The sequence below is a fragment of the Actinoallomurus liliacearum genome (assembly GCF_039542035.1).
Lineage (GTDB): Bacteria > Actinomycetota > Actinomycetes > Streptosporangiales > Streptosporangiaceae > Actinoallomurus > Actinoallomurus liliacearum.
Window position 1 is genome coordinate 684,366 of sequence record NZ_BAABHJ010000005.1, and the last position, 15,899, is coordinate 700,264.

Below are 15,899 nucleotides of genomic sequence, written 5' to 3' on the forward strand. Positions count from 1 at the left end.
GAAGCGGGTGGTGCCGACATCGATCCGCACGGCGAAGCGGGCGGTGTCGACATGATCCTCGCGGCGATGCTCGCGGTGCCTCTCCTCGGCGCGCTGGGGATGCTGGCCCCCCTGCCAGGAAGCCCGCGCCGGGTCACCCGCCTGGCGAGGCTGTACGGCCTGGTCGTGTCCGGCGTGACGCTGGTGCTGGCGGTCGTGGCGGCGGCCGCCTTCGACTACGGCCGGCGCGGCGCGCAGCTCGGCGTGGACGTTCCCTGGGCGAAGTCCATCGGGCTCCGCTTCCACCTGGGCGTCGACGGCATCTCGCTGCCGCTCGTCGTGCTGACGGCGACGCTGACGTTCCTGTGCATGATCTACACCGCCCGGGTGCTGCCGGCCCCGGCCGAGTCGCGGGACGGGTCGCCGCAGGCGCTGATCGGGCTGGTCCTGCTGCTCGAGGTCGGGATGCTCGGCACGTTCGTCGCGCTGGATCTCCTGCTGTTCTTCGTGTTCTTCGAGGTCGTCCTGATCCCGATGTACTTCGTGATCGCCGACTGGGGCGGCTCGGGCGGCAAGGACGCGGCACCGCGGGCCCGGGCGGCGGCGAACAAGTTCATCCTCTACACGCTGCTCGGCTCCGGCCTCCTGCTCGTCGGCATCCTCATCGTCGCGGTGAACGCCCACACCTTCGACATGACCGCCCTCACCGCCCGGCACGGCGCCGGCCTGTCGCACGGCCTGCAGGTCGCGGCGTTCGGGCTGCTCGCCCTCGGCTTCGCGGTCAAGACGCCCATGTGGCCCCTGCACACCTGGCTGCCGGACGCCCACACCGAGGCGCCCACCGTCGGCTCGGTGCTGCTGGCCGGGGTGCTGCTGAAGATGGGCACGTACGGCTTCGTCCGCATCGCCGTGCCGATGGCGCCGGAGGGCGCGAAGGTCTGGGCGCCCTGGCTCGGTCTCCTCGCCGTCATCGGGATCGTGTACGGCGCGCTGGCCTGCCTCGCGCAGCGCGAGCTCAAACGCATGATCGCCTACTCGTCGATCGGGCACATGGGCTTCGTGCTGCTGGGCATCGCGACGCTCACACCCGTCGGGCTGAACGCCGCGCTGTTCGGCAACATCGCGCACGGCCTCATCACCGGCCTGCTGTTCTTCCTGGCCGGGGCGGTGAAGGAGCGGTACGGCACCGGCGACCTGGACGCCCTTGGTGGCGGCATGCTCGCCAAGGCCCCGTACCTCGCGTCCATCCTCACGTTCGCGGCGGTGGCCAGCATGGGACTGCCCGGCCTGGCCGGTTTCTGGGGTGAGATGCTCGCCCTGCTCGGCGCGTACGAGCCGCACGCGGGGCTGCCGAGGCCGACGTTCATCACCTTCATGGCCGTCGGCGGGCTCGGCGCGGTCCTCACCGCGGCGTACTTCCTGCGGCTGCTGTCCAGGGTCACCCACGGTCCGGTGGCCGAGCACTGGCGCACGGCGCGGTTCGCCGACGTGCGGTCGCACGAACTGCTGGCCTGGACCCCGCTGATCACCGCGACGCTGTTCATCGGGCTGTGGCCGAAGACGCTCCTCGACCTCACCGACGGGGCCGTACGCCTGCTCCTGGGGGGACGATGATCCAGTCGATCGACTACCTGGCGGTCCTCCCGGTCCTGATCGTCGCGGTGGCGTCCGTCGTCGTGCTGCTGGCCGACGCGTTCGGCGCGCCGGCGAAGGCCGTCGGCGGGCTCACCGTCGTGCCGCTGGTCGCGGCCGCGGTGGCGCTGCCGTTCGGGCATGGGCGGTCGACGTTCTGCGCGGCCGCCGTCCGGCCCGGCGAGCACGTCTCCTGCTCGTACGCCGCCGACGACTTCACCGTGCTGTTCCAGGCGGTGGTGCTGCTGGCGGCCATCGTGGTGGTGCTGCTGTCGCACGGCGAGATGCGGCGGTCCGCGCTGCCGGTGGGGGAGTACCACTTCCTGCTGCTCGCCGCGATTCTCGGGGCGCTGCTGCTGGCGGCGGGCCGGGACCTGATCACGCTGGTCGTCGCGTTGGAGACGCTGTCGCTTCCGGTGTTCGCGCTGGTCGCGCTGCGAAGGTACGACGGGACGGCGTCCGAGGCGGCGCTCAAGCTGTTCCTCGTGTCGGTCGTGTCGTCGGCGGTGACGCTGTTCGGGATCAGCCTCGTGTACGGCGTCACCGGCGCGATGCACCTCGACCGGGTGGCCGCCGGGCTGGCGCACGTCCACGGCGACCTGCGGCCCGTGGCGGCCGCGGGCATCGTCCTGACCGTCGCCGGGTTCGGCTTCAAGATCGCCGCGGTGCCCTTCCACTTCTGGGCGCCGGACGTCTACCAGGGCTCTCCGCTGCCGGTCGCGGCCTTCCTGTCCGTCGTGTCGAAGGCCGGCGGGTTCGCCGGGCTGACCCTCGTGCTGACCGTCGGCTTCTGGCCGTACGGCGACACGTGGGGCCCGCTGATGGGCGTGCTGGCCGCGGCGACCATGACGCTCGGCAACCTCCTCGCGCTCCGCCAGACCGACGCCGTACGGCTGCTGGCGTGGTCCTCGGTCGCCCAGAGCGGCTACATCCTGGCCCCGATGGCCGGGGGAGCGCATGTCCGCCCGCACGAGTGGATGACGGCCACGGCGGCGTACGTCGCCATGTACGCGATCATGAACATCGGGGCGTTCGCGGTCGTCACGGTCGCCGCCCGGCGCGGCATCCGCGACCTGGAGTCCTACCGGGGCCTCGCCCGCGTCAACCCGGGCAGCGGCTTCGCGCTCGCGTTCTTCCTCCTCTGCCTGGCCGGCCTTCCCCCGGGCGTCATGGGGCTGCTCGCCAAGGTCGTGGTCTTCCGCGCGGCGGTCGGCGGCGCCGCGACCTGGCTCGCCGTGATCATGGCGGTGAACACCGTCCTCGGCCTGTACTACTACCTGACCTGGGCCACGCGGCTCTTCGCCGTCGGAAAGGCCAGGCGCGTACGGGTCGGCCGCGCGGGCGGCCTCGCGATCGCGGTGGCCCTGGCCGGGGCCGTCGCCGTCTCCGTGGCCCCTGAACTCGTCCTGCACGCGGCCGCGCTCGCCGTCCCCTAGGGCCTCCCTCCTCCGCCTCGCGAGGCACCACCTGGACACCGCCCGCTACCGGCGGGGACTTCGAGACAGGCCCTGACAGGGAACATCCCTCCAGGTCAGCCCGTTGATCTAACGGGGACAAGGGGAGGTGCCGCAGTTGCGTTTCAACGGTGTCAAGACGGCCGCCCTGCTGGGGGTCATGTCGGCGCTGATCCTCCTCATCGGAGGCGCGCTGGGCGGCCGTGCCGGTCTGACGATCGCCCTGGTGATCGCACTGATCACGAACGGCGTCGCCTATTTCCTCAGCGATCGCATCGCCCTGTCGGCCATGCGCGCCCGGCCGGTGAGCGAGGTCGAGCAGCCCGCGATGTACCGCATCGTCCGGGAGCTGTCGACCGGCGCCCGGCAGCCCATGCCGCGCCTGTACATCTCGCCCACGATCGCGCCGAACGCCTTCGCCACCGGCCGCAACCCGCGCAACGCCGCGGTCTGCTGCACGACGGGCATCCTCCAGCTCCTGGACGAGCGGGAACTGCGGGCGGTCCTCGCGCACGAGCTGTCGCACGTCTACAACCGCGACATCCTGATCTCCTCGGTGGCGGGAGCCCTCGCCGCCGTCGTCACCTGGGTGGCGAACCTCGCCTGGTTCATCCCCCTGGGCAACTCCGACGACGAGGACGGTCCCGGCGTGCTCGGCGCGCTGCTGATGATGGTTCTCGGCCCCATCGCGGCCACGATCGTGCAGCTGGCCATCAGCCGCACCCGCGAGTTCCAGGCCGACGCCTCGGGCGCCCAGCTCAGCGGCGATCCGCTCGCCCTGGCCTCCGCCCTCCGCAAGATCGAGGGCGGCACGCGGCGACTGCCGCTTCCGGAGGACGGCCGCCTGACCGCGGTGAGCCACCTCATGATCGCCAACCCGTTCCGGGGGGAGGGCGTCGTCCGCCTGTTCTCGACCCACCCCCCGACCGCCCAGCGCATCGCCCGCCTCGAGGAGATGGCCGGCTACCGGAGGTGACGGGCGCCGACCGTCCGGCGTCGGCCGGGGGTCAGGCCGTCAGGACCAGCGGGCCGTCCGCGGTGATCGCGATGGTGTGCTCGAAGTGCGCGGCCCGGCTGCCGTCGACCGTCGCGACCGACCAGCCGTCGGCGAGCGTACGACCCTCGCAGACGCCGCTCTCGATCAGCATCGGTTCGATCGCGATGACCAGACCCTCCCGCAGCCGCAGGCCGCGCCCCGGCCGCCCCCGGTTGGGAACGTGCGGGTCCTCGTGCATGGCCGTCCCGACCCCGTGGCCGCCGTACCCGTCCAGCAGCCCGTACGGCCCGGCGATCGTCTCCACGGCGTAGCCCACGTCGCCCATTCGCCCACCGGGCACGGCGGCCTCGATCGCGGCCGTCAGCGCCGCCCGGGTGGTCTCCATCAGCCGCCGGGCCTCGTCGTCGACCTCGCCGACGGGCACCGTCACCGCCGCGTCACCGTGGTAGCCGTCAACCTCCGCGCCGAAGTCGATCGACAGGATCTCCCCGGCCTCGAGGACGCGCCCATCCGGAAGGCCGTGCACGATCACGTCGTCCACTGACAGGCACAGCACTCCCGGGTACGGCATGGGAGCCCAGGAGGGGTGGTAGTCCAGGAACGACGACCGCGCCCCGTGCTCCTTGAGACAGGCGACCGCGATGGCGTCCAGCTCCGCGAGGCTGACGCCCGGCCGGACCGCGTCGGTCACCCTGCGCAGCGTCTTCCCGACCACCTGGCCCGCCGCACGCATCCGCTCGATCTCGGCCTGACTTCTCAGTGTCACCATGCCGTAGATTTTAATACCAGCCATATAATCCTGCGCATGGTGCGAACCCCGCTGACCGAAGACCAGCGCGACCGCGGCCGGGCCCTCGGCCAGGTGCTGCGCGCCGCCCGCGGCCCGCGCAGCGCGGCGTCCGTCGCCGCCGAGGCCGGCATCTCCCTCGACACCCTCCGCAAGATCGAACGCGGCGCCATCGCGGCCCCCACCTTCTTCACCGTCGCCGCCCTCGCCCAGGCGCTCGACCTGGACCTGACCGACCTCGCCCGCCGCCTGACCTCCGAGGACCGCTCCCGCCTCGCCGGCTGAGCCGAGCCCGTCTCGGGTCGTACGGCGGCGCCGAGGGTGATTTTCGGGCGGATGGGTGGGGCGGGGGCCTCAGGCGTCGGGTCCGTACACGACGCTCGGCGGTCGTCCCCACTCCCGAGCGATTTGCCGCACTATGCCCACCGCGTGCGGCCCCTTCGCCGAGCGTTTCGCTCGGCCCCGGCTCGCCCGAGCCGGGATGGCCATAACGTCTTGAGGCGGTGCGATCGGAACGGGCCCGCCCCGGCCCGGGCCCGGGAAAGAGGCCCGGGCGCATGGCGGCAGCGCCTAGAAGCCGCCGGGGACGGCGACTCGCCAGGCCGACGTCTTCGTCGTCAGCGGTAGTTGGTGAACTGCAGGGCGACGTCCAGATCCTTGCCCTTGAGCAGGGTGATCACCGTCTGCAGGTCGTCCTTCTTCTTCGAGCTGACCCGAAGCTCGTCACCCTGGATCTGCGCCCGCACACCCTTCGGGCCCTCGTCCCGGACGATCTTGCCGATCTTCTTGGCGTCCTCCTGGGAGATGCCCTCCTTCAGCCCGATGGTGAGCTTGTAGAGCTTCCCGGACGCCTTCGGCTCGCCCGCGTCGATCGACTTCAGGGAAACGCCGCGCTTGACCAGCTTCTCCTTGAAGACGTCGAGGACGGCGTTGGCCCGCTCCTCGCTGTTGGCCTGAGCCTCGATGGTCTCGCCGGACCACCGGATCCCCGCGTCGACGTTGCGGAAGTCGAACCGGTTGGCGATCTCCTTGGCGGCCTGGTTCAGAGCGTTGTCCACCTCCTGCCGGTCGAGCTTTGACACGATGTCGAATGAGCTTTCCGAAGCCACGGTTCATGTCCTCACGGATAACGACGATCTCTCTCCAGAGCCTAGTCCGTGAAGGTTCCTCAGCCGGACGTGCGGCAGCGGGCCCCGGCCGGTGATCCGAGGTTCGGCGGGAGCCGGAGCGTCGGGCGGCCGGGGCAAAAGTGACCTGGTGGCCGATGGTTCGGAGCTCGGCGATGAGGCGTGCGGTCACGCGTTCGGGGCCGTGGCGGTTGGGGAGGTAGTCCGCGCCGAGTTCGGGCGTGCCGATGACCGGCTCGTGCCCGGCTATGACCGGTATTCAGCGCGCGACGGCGATAACGGCCTTTTCTTGGCGGTCCGGTGATGGTGGCCGCCCTTTGATCGGGTTACGGCGCATTGCGATGGCCCGGGTATTCGCACGCCGGGCGGCTTCGACCGGGACCGGCCGCAGGCGCCGGTCCCCCTGCGCCGCCGGCGGGAGAAACGCCGCCCGGCCGACTCGTGGTCGCCATAGGAGGAGGCCGGGCGGTGGTGGAGGAGGCCCCGCCGACCTGGGTGCAGAGCTCGGGCTCGACCATCTTGACCCCTTCCTCCTGGATAGCGGTACTGACGTCGACGATCCGCCGGTTCTCCGGCGGGTCCGTCGAACGCATCGTGGCCGAGCACCACGCGTACCCGCAGGCGGCCGTGGCCACGCCCGCCACGGCAGCGCCGCCCTCGTCCGCAGTCGGACCAGCGGCCCGGCGGGGTTCCGCCCGCCCCGAAGGTCTGGCGGATCACCGACTGGATCATGCGCCGTCGATCCTCGCTCCTCGACCAACACGGTCATTCCATGATCACGTCGCCTGATGCGGCCTGGTGAGGCCCCGCCCGCTTCGCAGCCACCGACGCCGGTGCCCCAGCGACCGAAACCGATGTCACCCTTGGGCCCAGAGTCCGCTATCCTTCAGAGCGTCGCTACGGCGGCTTACCCGGCGGGTTGCCCGAGTGGCCAATGGGAGCGGACTGTAAATCCGTCGGCTTAGCCTACCCAGGTTCGAACCCTGGACCCGCCACAGTAGGTAGAACGGCCCCTGACCAGCAGAGATGCGGTCGGGGGCCGTTTCGTTTCTTGATCGTCCCAGGCGGCCATCGGCCACCGGATGCAGCCGTTTGCCACAGCTCCCGGAATATACGCGGAATGCATCCGGGCGTGTCTCCGCAGGTAGACCCCGGGAAACGGCGAAGGGCTCCGGCGTGAACCGGAGCCCCGACAGGGTCGATCAGATCCCTCGCCGAGCGCGTCGCTGATCCGCTTGTTGGCGCCGGAGTGGCGCGACATGGTGGATCAAGTCGACACGGTCGACACGACGATCGCCGCCAATCGGGACGGCTACCGCTACGCCGCCGTCGACGGCACGGGAATGACGCCCGAGCGGACGGTGGCAGCGATCATGGGCGAGTTCCCGGAGATATACGGCACGTAGCTCTCAAACGTCTAGGCCGCGCTGCCGTGATCATGTGACTGGGGTGCCGACGATCTCGCCCCGCTTTGCCATCGGTGATGTGGTGGCGTTCTCCATGGCCGGCGCCTACGCCTGGAACATCTCCCACCAGGACTTCCTGCCGCACCCCAAGCCAGGACACCACTACCTCGGCGACGACTGGATCCGGCCGCCGCCAACGACACCAGAGCCCCCGAATCGCTGAGACGCGACGCGGGGGCTCTGAAGTATCTGGATGGCCATAGGCGCCGTTGAAGGTCGCCTTCAGCCCGGTTAGGAGAAGGGCTTGGCGTGAAGTCGCCGGGCCCCTTGCCTTGTTGCTCAGCGGCATGCGTCAGGACGTATGTCCAGGTTCACGCCGCGTTGCCGCTCTGGCTGGGTTCCCCGAGGTAGAACAGGATGTGGGTACCGTCGCCCTGTACGTGGTCGGGAAGCACCGAGAGGGCCCAGCGATAGAGGCCCTCGCGCGTTGTCATGCCGTAAACGGTCGTAGCCCTGGTGGACTGGCCATCACCGGATCCGTCGCTCTCCCGCGCCGCGCAAGATCACAGCCCTGATGCGTCAAGTCCCAGCCGCTACGCGGTCGACAGGTCCCGCCGCCCGACGTTGCGCACGGTCAAGTCGGGACATCGGCGAACTCGGCACTCGACCGCAGGCTTCTTACAGACATTCGTGTCTATTGATCGGTTGGATGCTCTCGTCTGCGCCCGACGGTCGCGTTATGTTCGGCCCATGGTGGGAGCGGACGGGTGGTTGCTGGCGGGTCGGTACCGGTTCGTGGAGCCGATCGGGCATGGCGGGATGGGAGTGGTCTGGCGAGCGTTCGACACCGGCCTGGATCGTGAGGTCGCCGTCAAAGAGCTGCGGCTGCCTGAGTGGGTCGGGGAGGAGGAGCGCCACCGCTGGTACGCCCGAATGGAGCGGGAGGCGCGCGCCGCCGCCCGGTTGAAACACCCCGGCATCGTGACCGTGTACGACCGGGTAGTGGAGGACGGCCGCCCATGGATCGTGATGGAACTCATCCACGGCGGATCCTTGGCCGATGAGCTGAAGCGACACGACCGGCTGCCAGTGCGTCGTGTGGCCGCCATCGGGCTGCGGATGCTGGAGGCGGTGTCGGTCGCCCATGCCCAGGGCGTCATCCACCGCGACATCAAACCCGCCAACGTGCTCCTCGAAGGCGATCGGGTCGTGCTGACCGACTTCGGCATCGCCGCGCTGGAGGGAGATGTCACCCTCACCCGGACCGGAGCGATCCTGGGCACGCCCGTGTACATGTCACCCGAGCAGGTGGCCGGCAGCCCCGGTCCCGAGTCGGACCTGTGGTCGCTGGGCGCGACCCTGTACGCCGCCGTCGAGGGCCACCCGCCATTCACTGGCCCCACAGACGGAGCGGTCTTCGCGGCCATCGCCACCCAAGACCCCACCCCGCCCGCCCATGCCGGTGCCCTCGCCCCCGTCCTGAACGGTCTTCTCCGCAAAACCCCGTCCGAACGGCTCACCACCAAAGAAACAGGCGGCCTCCTCACCTCACTTACCAGCGTGCCATCACCGGAGCGGGACGAGTCCGAGGACCGCGGGTCATCTGACGACACGATCACCGACCGCAATAAGATTAGTGGTCCGGACTCTCCGGAAAAACTGACCTTCCATGTCCGCCCTCCCGCCCATATGGTCATTGCGAATATTTTGGTTGCGTTCGTGGTGGTAACCGCAGGGGTCGCCTACTGCGCGTTCGGTAGGCCCGAAAGTGCTTTGGTGGTGTGCTGGGCAGTGTTCCTACTACTGCCGGTTACAATTGGGGTGCTGGTAACTCCGTTCGGCGGCAAGTTGATTATTTCGCGGGAAGGCATCGAGTTTCCGCATTGGGGATTCAGTGACGTTGAGTACTTTTTTGGGGGTCATGATTTTAGGGTGAAGTGGTCGAATGTGATCGACGTTGTCGTCGCGTCCGAAAGTAAAAGTGATTCACCTGCGAGCGTGTTGACCATCACTTCCAAGCCGGCCGCGCATATACATAAAAAGTTGGGCAGGGAGGCGGTGGTTCGACGTATTGATGTAAACCTTGAAATGCTGCGTGAAGCCTTCCGTGAATTTGCTCCTGGCAAAACGCGGATCCGATAACGTTCGATTCCGGCTGAGGCGGTGACGACCGGGGATCGTAGGCGGAATCGCCGACTCTCTGTAAATCCGTCGGCTTAGCCTACGTTTCATGATCCCTTGTTCCCCGCGAGTCCCCCTTGATCACCGGCCTATCTGGCACGCGTGTGGCGGCGGAGCCTCACTTTGCAGCCGTAGACCGGCACGTCTTCGATGGCGAAGATCTCGCGTCGGTACGGACACAGCAACTGAGGTTCGCCCGCTGCTCGTTTGTCGGTGCCGACCTTCGCCACGCGACCCTCGATGGGTGCTTCTTCAAGATGTGCGACTTCCGGGGCGCTGACCTCCGAGGGGCGTCGTTGAGGGGCACGAGTCTTGCCGGTTGTGATCTTCGCGACGCTGATTTGCGTGACGCCGACCTCACAGGAGGTCTCCTCGGATACGTCAACACCGGCAGCCATCCCTATGGTCTGACCGACGCCACCGGCGCGAATTTCGCCAATGCCCGTCTTCGCGATCTCCAAGTTGACCGCGTCATCGGGTGGGGCGGATAGGAGGCGCTTCCGGCTCCGGGATGGGAGCCACACCGGGCACAGGTGGGTTGGTGGTTGAGGTGGAGGCCTGGTCATCCCGCCCGCCTTCGTCCCAGGACAAGCCGAGCAGTCCAGGCCCCAGGGGCGAAGGGCGGTCTTCCGCTGGGAGCTCCACCTTCACCCCTGGGGCCTGGTCCGCTCCCCTGAGGGTGGGACGAAGACAGACGGGATGACCAGGCCGGGGAAGCCGTGCGCAGGGCGCGGAGCTAGCCAAAGACCATGCGGTGCCCGCGGGCCGTGTCCATGTATTCGCGGACCCGGTGGATCAGGCCGTCCCGGAGCTCGAAGACGAAGCAGTAGTCGTTGGCGTAGTGGTTGCCGTTGGCCAGAGTCGCCGTCATGGTCTCCTCTACGATCACGCGCTCGCCGTCGGCGTAGAACCCGTGGAAGGTGACGGTGACGTCTCGCACGAAGAAACGGGAGAAGTCCTCGGCGAGGAAGCGCACGATCGCCTTCTTGCCGACCAGATGGCTGGAGCCCCCCAGCGCGACGGCGGTAGCGTTCTCTGGTGGCGCAAGCCACTCAGCGTCGTCGGTAAAGACCGCAGCAATTCGGTCGGCGTCGTGACTGGCGAACGCCTTCCATGCGTCCTGGACGATGGTGCGGCTCTGCTGTGACATGCCGTGACGCTAGCTGGGCGCGGGCGTAGGGACTGGCGGCTCTCCGCCATCACCCTGAGCAACGTTTATCTGCGGTCAGCGCTCGGGCGGGCGGGCGATCCTAGGCGGGCAGGGTGGCGAGCCAGCGGGTGAGGATCTCGTTGACCTCCGTACGGCGCTCCTGCTGGATCCAGTGGCCGCAGCCGTCGATGAGGTGCGAGGAGACCAGGCCGGGCAGGGTGACGGGGTAGGCCTCGATGGCGTCGGCCATCCAGGTGGTGGAGGCGTCCAGCGCGCCGCCGATGAACAGGGACGGCTGGGTGATGGGGGCGCCGTCGAGGTCGACGAGGTCCTCCCAGTCCCGGTCCATGTTCCGGTAGCGGTTGAGCGCCCCTCTCATGCCGGTCCGCTCGAACTCGGCGGCGTACACGTCGAGGTCGGCCTCGCCGAGCCAGGCGGGTAGCCGGCCGGCGGGGAACCGGTCGCGCAGTGTCCCGCCCGGGGAGACGAAGTGCGGGTCCGGGGCGCCGGCGGCCGGCATGGTGTCGGCGGACAGCGCGGCGTAGAAGCCGGCGAGCCAACCGCGGACGTCCGGTTCGATCTCGGCCTCGGCCCGGCCGGGCTCCTGGAAGTAGCGGACGTAGAACTCCTCGTCCCCGCCCATGTGCGCGAAGATCTCGCCCGGCCGTGGTCCGCCGCGCGGGGCGTACGGCACGCTCAGCAGGCCGACCGCGCGGAAGACGTCGGGCCTCAGGAGGGCGGAGTCGGCGGCGATGGTCGCGCCCCAGTCGTGGCCGACGATCACCGCCGTGCGCTCTCCCAGCGCGCGCACCACGGCGACGTTGTCCTCGACCAGTTCCAGCATCCGGTACGCGGCCACGTCCTCAGGCTTGGAGGAGCGGCCGTAGCCCCGTACGTCGACGGCGACGGCCCTGTAGCCTGCCGCGGCCAGTGCCGGCAACTGGTGGCGCCAGGAGTACGACGTCTCGGGGAACCCGTGGACCAGCAGCACCAGCGGCCCGGAGCCCTGCTCCACCAGGTGGATGCGGCCGGCGGTGGTCGGGACGAGACGGTGCGTGAGGTCGGTGACCGGTACGGACTGCGGCATTGGTTCCCCCAGGGTTTCGATGCTCGCCGAGTAAGTGCGTCGGCTGAATCATCCGGCGACCGGTGTAGCTGCCGCGCGTTCTGTTGCCGGTTCGGCAAATCGCCCGATCCGCTTGCGTACGGACGGGAGCCGGCGCGTACGGCGCAACGGGAGCGCGCGACGGTTCGCGGCGTACGTGCGACTAGGTGATCGGTGCGGCGGTCCTGGTCAGTCGCAGGATCCGGTGGACGCGGGGGTGTGGTGCGCCGGTCAACCGGACGGACCCGCCGAGGGTCTCGGCGTACGCGGCGGCCTTCCGTATGACGGCCAGGCCGGAGCAGTCGATGAAGGTCAGGGCGCTGATGTCGAGGACCACCTGAGAGCGGCCGTCGCCGAGGTGGGTGAACAGGGCCGTGCGCAGCCGGGCGGCGTTGGTCGCGTCGATCTCACCGGTCAGGACGACGTTCACCTGATCACCCACGACGCTGATGGTGATCACGACGGTGGTGCCGATCGGGTCCCCGGCCGGTGTCGGCCGAGGAGCAGGCTGTGTCAGCACCTTTTGAGCGTCCACCCGCCCGCAGCAAGGGTCAAGTCTTCATGAAATAATATTCGGTAAACGTGAGTCAGGAGTCGGGGTCGGTCGCCGCGTGGCGCGCGACCGGAAGAGGAGGCCAAGTGGGGCGGCACGGCGGCACGGTCGATGAGAAGCCCTGGACCTTCCTGACCAACCATGCCCGGGTGCTGATCGTGATCGCCCGCAACCCGCAGTCGCGGCTACGCGACATCGCCGACACGATCGGCATCACCGAACGCGCCGCCCAGACGATCGTGAACGATCTCGAAGGAGCCGAGTACATCTCCCGCACCAAGGTCGGGCGCCGGAACCACTACAGCGTCGATCCCACCCGTCCGTTCCGGCACCCCGCGGATGCCGACCACCGCGTCGAAGGACTGCTCACCCTGTTCAGCGACCACGACGACGACAAGCAGAGTGCGGACGAGCCCGACGCGCCGGCGGTGACGGAGTGAGCGCCGCGCAGCGGCCGGTCTCCATTCTCATCGTCGAGGACGACCCGGGTGACCAGATCCTCATCCAGGAGGCCTTCGCCGAGCATGACGCCGGCGCTCCGGCGCGACTCATCCTGCTGGAGGACGGGGAGCAGGCCCTCGACTTCCTCTACCGGCGCGGCCCATACGCCGACGCGCCCCGCCCGGACCTGGTGCTCCTGGATCTGAACCTGCCGAAGTACAACGGGCGGGCGGTGCTGGAACAGGTCAAGTCCGATCCGGAGCTGCGGTCGATCCCGGTGGTCATCTTCACCACGTCCGCGAACATCGACGACATCAGCGCCATCTACCTGCTGCACGCCAACGCCTACGTGACGAAACCCGTCGACCTCGACGCCTTCACCGCCGCCCTGCGCAACATCAAGGGTTTCTTCGTCCACACCGCCCGCCTGCCCGGTTCCCGGTACGCGGCCTGAGGCCGTCGACGCCGGCCGACCGATCGCCGAGCCCGGATCCGCACGAAGGCAGCGGACTCGGGCTCGGCGTGCTCAGCGGGCGTACGGACTGCTCGGGCGGGTCGGCGTCAGGCCCGGTCGGCGCCGAGCTCGGGCACCGACGGTCCGGCCAGCTCGGCAGGGGGCGGGCCCGGGTGGAGGATGCCGAGCCGCTGCGTGGCGCGGGTCAGGGCGACGTACAGGTCGTTCCGGCCACGCGGTGAGGCGGCCAGGATCGCGGCCGGGTCGGCGATCAGGACCGAGTCGAACTCCAGGCCCTTGGCCTGGCGTACGGTCAGCATGACCACCCGGCGCTCCAGGTCGGGATCGGCGCCGTAGGCCAGTTCGGGGACGGCGGCGGTGACGACGGCGGCGAGTTCGGCGAGCCGGGCGTCGGGGACGATGACGGCGAGGCGGCCGTCATCGTGCGCCGCCGCCTCGCGTGCGGTCACCTCGGCCAGGACCTCTGGGAGGTCGGCCGGCGCGGCGGCCAGACGCCAGGGTGACCGTCCCGTCTCCCGTACCGAGCGGGGCGGCCGCAGGCCGGGGTCGAGCGCGGCGAGCAGGTCGGCGGCGACGGCCATGATCTCGGCCGGGGTGCGGTAGTTGACGGTCAGCTGCGCGAGCCGCCACCGGTCGCCGACGTGCGGCCGGAGTACCCGCTCCCACGAGGACGTGCCGGCGGCGTCACCGGTCTGGGCCACGTCGCCGACGATCGTCATCGAGCGGCTCGGGCAGCGCCGCATGAGCAGCCTCCAGGCCATCGCCGACAGCTCCTGCGCCTCGTCCACGATCACGTGCCCGAACGTCCAGGTCCGGTCGGCGGCGGCCCGTTCGGCCACCGTCCGGTGGGTCACGACCTCATGCCGCTCGGCGAGGGCCTCCTCCCCGAGCAGGTCGGCGGCGGTGAGGATCTCGGCTTCATCCCCCTCTTGCAGGTCGACGGACCGCGAGCCGATCGTGATGTCGAGCACGCCTCGCGCGTACGCGATCTGCTCCCGGCGTTCGGCCGCCGCCCGTGCCCCGGCCTTCGCCTGCGCGGCGGCCGCCCGGTCGTCCTCGCCCAGCAGCTCGGTCGCCTCGTCGAGCAGGGGCACGTCCGCCGGGGACCAGCCGCCGCCGGGCGCCCGCAGCAGCAGGCTCCGCTCCTCCTCGGTGAGGCCGGGCGCGGCCGACGCGAGCCGCCGCGGATCGGCGAACAGGTCCTCCAGCAACCGCTGCGGTGTCAGGCTGGGCCACAGCTCGGCGAGGGCGGTCCGTACGTCCGCACTGGCGGCGAGTTCCCCGCGCAGGTCGGCCAGATCGGACTCGTCGAGCAGCGACCGTGCCTCCTCCGTGGAATCGAGCAGGTCCTCGGGGTACCCGGCCGCGAGCAGGGCCCGTACGTCCGCCTCGCCGAGCACGCCCTGCCCGTCGCCGCCGTCGAGGGGCCGCCCGCCGTCGTCGAGGACGACGGCCTCGATCCGCTCGGCGACCTGCCGGGTGAGCAGGTCGAGGACCTCGCGGACGAAGATCCGCCGCGCCTGGTTGTGCAGCACCGGACCGCTGAGCGCGACCGCCGCGGCACGCCGGTAGTCCTCCTCCTCGAGCCGTAGCGCCTCGCCGCCGTACGGGATCTCCACCGGACCGCCGGGCGGGGCCTGCCGGTCCCGTACGGCGGCGGCCACCACCTCGACCATCAGCGCCCTGCCCTTGACCTCGGCGACTGCGGGCGGCTCGGCGCGCCGGGCCTCGACGCCGGGGAACAGCCCGCCGACCGTGGACAGCAGCACGTTCGTCTCGCCGAGGCCGGGCAGCACCTGGCCGATGTACCGCAGGAAGGTCGCGTTCGGGCCCACGACCAGGACGCCGCGTCCGGCCAGGCGCCGGTGGGTGTAGAGGAGGTACGCGGCGCGGTGCAGCGCGACGGCGGTCTTCCCCGTGCCCGGCCCGCCCTGTACGACCAGCACGCCCCGGTGGTCGGAGCGGATGATCTCGTCCTGTTCGGCCTGCAGGGTCTCGACGATGTCCCGCATCCGGCCGGTGCGCCCGGCGTTGACCGCCGCCAGCAGCGCGGCCTCCCCGATCAGCCCCTCCCCGCCGGCGGTGTCCAGCGCCTCGCTGTCCAGGATCTCGTCGTCCAGGTCCACCACCCTGCGGTGGCGCGTGGTGATGTGACGACGGCGGCGTACGCCCTCCGGCGCGGCGGCCGTGGCCACGTAGAACGGGCGCGCGGCCGGCGCGCGCCAGTCGACCAGCAGCGGATCGGCGTCCTCGTCGGAGTCGTCGAGGATGCCGATCCGGCCGATGTAGTGGCGTCCGCCGGCGCGCAGGTCGAGCCGCCCGAAGCACAGGCCGTTCTCGGCCGCGTCCAACCTCGCCACCCGCTCGGTGTACCGGGCGAACGCGGACTCCCGCTCGACGCGCGCCTGCCGGGTCCCGTCGTTCTCCCGGAGCACGCCGGTCAGCCGCCCGGAAGCCTGTTCGCGCAGCTCGTCGACCCGCTGATAGAGCATCGCGACGTATTCCTGTTCGAGCTCGAGCTCGCTGTTGGACAATTGTCCCCCTCTGCTGATATAATTGTTGTAAGAACTGCGAAACTTGTCGAAATAACAGAAGTCGGCAAACCAGCGTAG

Annotated in this window: 17 protein-coding genes and 1 tRNA gene; 11 read left to right on the forward strand and 7 right to left on the reverse strand. The window is 69.9% G+C overall.

Annotated elements, in window-relative coordinates; translation table 11 throughout:
* The first annotated feature begins 51 nt into the window (after positions 1–51).
* The 3 genes from ABD978_RS11025 (at position 52) to htpX (ending at position 4,041) form a co-directional block, all read left to right on the forward strand.
* Positions 52–1,593, forward strand: a complete 1,542-nt coding sequence (locus ABD978_RS11025) for a complex I subunit 4 family protein (RefSeq protein WP_345352528.1) — start codon at positions 52–54, stop codon at positions 1,591–1,593.
* A complete protein-coding gene (locus ABD978_RS11030; RefSeq protein WP_345352531.1) occupies positions 1,590–3,047 on the forward strand; it encodes an NADH-quinone oxidoreductase subunit N in 1,458 nt (485 codons plus the stop codon). Before ABD978_RS11025 ends, ABD978_RS11030 begins: the two co-directional genes overlap by 4 nt.
* 136 nt (positions 3,048–3,183) lie before the next feature.
* Positions 3,184–4,041, forward strand: a complete 858-nt coding sequence (gene htpX / locus ABD978_RS11035) for a zinc metalloprotease HtpX (protein WP_345352534.1) — start codon at positions 3,184–3,186, stop codon at positions 4,039–4,041.
* Between the two features lie 31 nt (positions 4,042–4,072).
* Here the strand turns inward: htpX and map are convergent, their stop codons facing one another.
* Entirely contained in the window at positions 4,073–4,831 is a 759-nt protein-coding gene (gene map / locus ABD978_RS11040) for a type I methionyl aminopeptidase (protein ID WP_345352537.1), read from the reverse strand.
* A 36-nt stretch (positions 4,832–4,867) separates the two neighbouring features.
* Between map and ABD978_RS11045 the strand changes: the two genes are divergently transcribed.
* Entirely contained in the window at positions 4,868–5,134 is a 267-nt protein-coding gene (locus tag ABD978_RS11045; protein ID WP_345352540.1) for a helix-turn-helix domain-containing protein, read from the forward strand.
* Positions 5,135–5,466: 332 nt separating this feature from the next.
* On the opposite strand, the gene ABD978_RS11050 is transcribed toward ABD978_RS11045, so the two are convergent.
* Positions 5,467–5,958: a YajQ family cyclic di-GMP-binding protein gene (locus tag ABD978_RS11050; protein ID WP_345352543.1), complete on the reverse strand. Its 492-nt coding sequence runs from the start codon at positions 5,956–5,958 to the stop codon at positions 5,467–5,469.
* Between the two features lie 931 nt (positions 5,959–6,889).
* Here ABD978_RS11050 and ABD978_RS11055 point away from each other — a divergent pair.
* From ABD978_RS11055 to ABD978_RS11065, 3 genes are all read left to right on the forward strand, one after another.
* Positions 6,890–6,971: transfer RNA gene (locus ABD978_RS11055), tRNA-Tyr, on the forward strand.
* A 264-nt stretch (positions 6,972–7,235) separates the two neighbouring features.
* Complete coding sequence (locus tag ABD978_RS11060) at positions 7,236–7,382, forward strand: hypothetical protein (protein ID WP_345352546.1); 147 nt, start codon at positions 7,236–7,238, stop codon at positions 7,380–7,382.
* Positions 7,383–7,425: 43 nt separating this feature from the next.
* A complete protein-coding gene (locus ABD978_RS11065; protein ID WP_345352549.1) occupies positions 7,426–7,605 on the forward strand; it encodes a hypothetical protein in 180 nt (59 codons plus the stop codon).
* 148 nt (positions 7,606–7,753) lie between these two features.
* Here ABD978_RS11065 and ABD978_RS11070 read toward each other — a convergent pair whose 3' ends face one another.
* Positions 7,754–7,876, reverse strand: coding sequence for a hypothetical protein (locus ABD978_RS11070; RefSeq protein ID WP_345352552.1), 123 nt, complete (start codon positions 7,874–7,876; stop codon positions 7,754–7,756).
* Positions 7,877–8,132: 256 nt separating this feature from the next.
* Between ABD978_RS11070 and ABD978_RS11075 the strand changes: the two genes are divergently transcribed.
* Both ABD978_RS11075 and ABD978_RS43835 read left to right on the forward strand, forming a co-directional pair.
* Positions 8,133–9,524: a serine/threonine-protein kinase gene (locus ABD978_RS11075; RefSeq protein WP_345352555.1), complete on the forward strand. Its 1,392-nt coding sequence runs from the start codon at positions 8,133–8,135 to the stop codon at positions 9,522–9,524.
* 143 nt (positions 9,525–9,667) lie between these two features.
* On the forward strand, positions 9,668–10,054 hold the full coding sequence (locus tag ABD978_RS43835; RefSeq protein ID WP_425550707.1) for a pentapeptide repeat-containing protein: 387 nt from the start codon (positions 9,668–9,670) through the stop codon (positions 10,052–10,054).
* Between the two features lie 245 nt (positions 10,055–10,299).
* Here ABD978_RS43835 and ABD978_RS11085 read toward each other — a convergent pair whose 3' ends face one another.
* The 3 genes from ABD978_RS11085 to ABD978_RS11095 all read right to left on the reverse strand — a co-directional run bounded on the left by ABD978_RS11085 (position 10,300) and on the right by ABD978_RS11095 (position 12,338).
* Entirely contained in the window at positions 10,300–10,713 is a 414-nt protein-coding gene (locus ABD978_RS11085) for a nuclear transport factor 2 family protein (protein WP_345352561.1), read from the reverse strand.
* A gap of 100 nt (positions 10,714–10,813) precedes the next feature.
* Positions 10,814–11,800: an alpha/beta fold hydrolase gene (locus tag ABD978_RS11090; protein ID WP_345352564.1), complete on the reverse strand. Its 987-nt coding sequence runs from the start codon at positions 11,798–11,800 to the stop codon at positions 10,814–10,816.
* 181 nt (positions 11,801–11,981) lie between these two features.
* Complete coding sequence (locus ABD978_RS11095) at positions 11,982–12,338, reverse strand: STAS domain-containing protein (RefSeq protein WP_345352567.1); 357 nt, start codon at positions 12,336–12,338, stop codon at positions 11,982–11,984.
* A 119-nt stretch (positions 12,339–12,457) separates the two neighbouring features.
* Between ABD978_RS11095 and ABD978_RS11100 the strand changes: the two genes are divergently transcribed.
* Together ABD978_RS11100 and ABD978_RS11105 are read left to right on the forward strand one after the other, a co-directional pair.
* Positions 12,458–12,811, forward strand: coding sequence for a helix-turn-helix transcriptional regulator (locus ABD978_RS11100; protein ID WP_345352570.1), 354 nt, complete (start codon positions 12,458–12,460; stop codon positions 12,809–12,811).
* The gene (locus tag ABD978_RS11105; protein WP_345352573.1) at positions 12,808–13,266 is read left to right on the forward strand and encodes a response regulator; all 459 of its coding nucleotides are present in this window, start codon (positions 12,808–12,810) and stop codon (positions 13,264–13,266) included. The genes ABD978_RS11100 and ABD978_RS11105 overlap by 4 nt, the downstream gene beginning before the upstream one ends.
* Positions 13,267–13,373: 107 nt before the next feature.
* Here ABD978_RS11105 and ABD978_RS11110 read toward each other — a convergent pair whose 3' ends face one another.
* Complete coding sequence (locus ABD978_RS11110) at positions 13,374–15,821, reverse strand: HelD family protein (protein WP_345352576.1); 2,448 nt, start codon at positions 15,819–15,821, stop codon at positions 13,374–13,376.
* Positions 15,822–15,899: the final 78 nt, after the last annotated feature.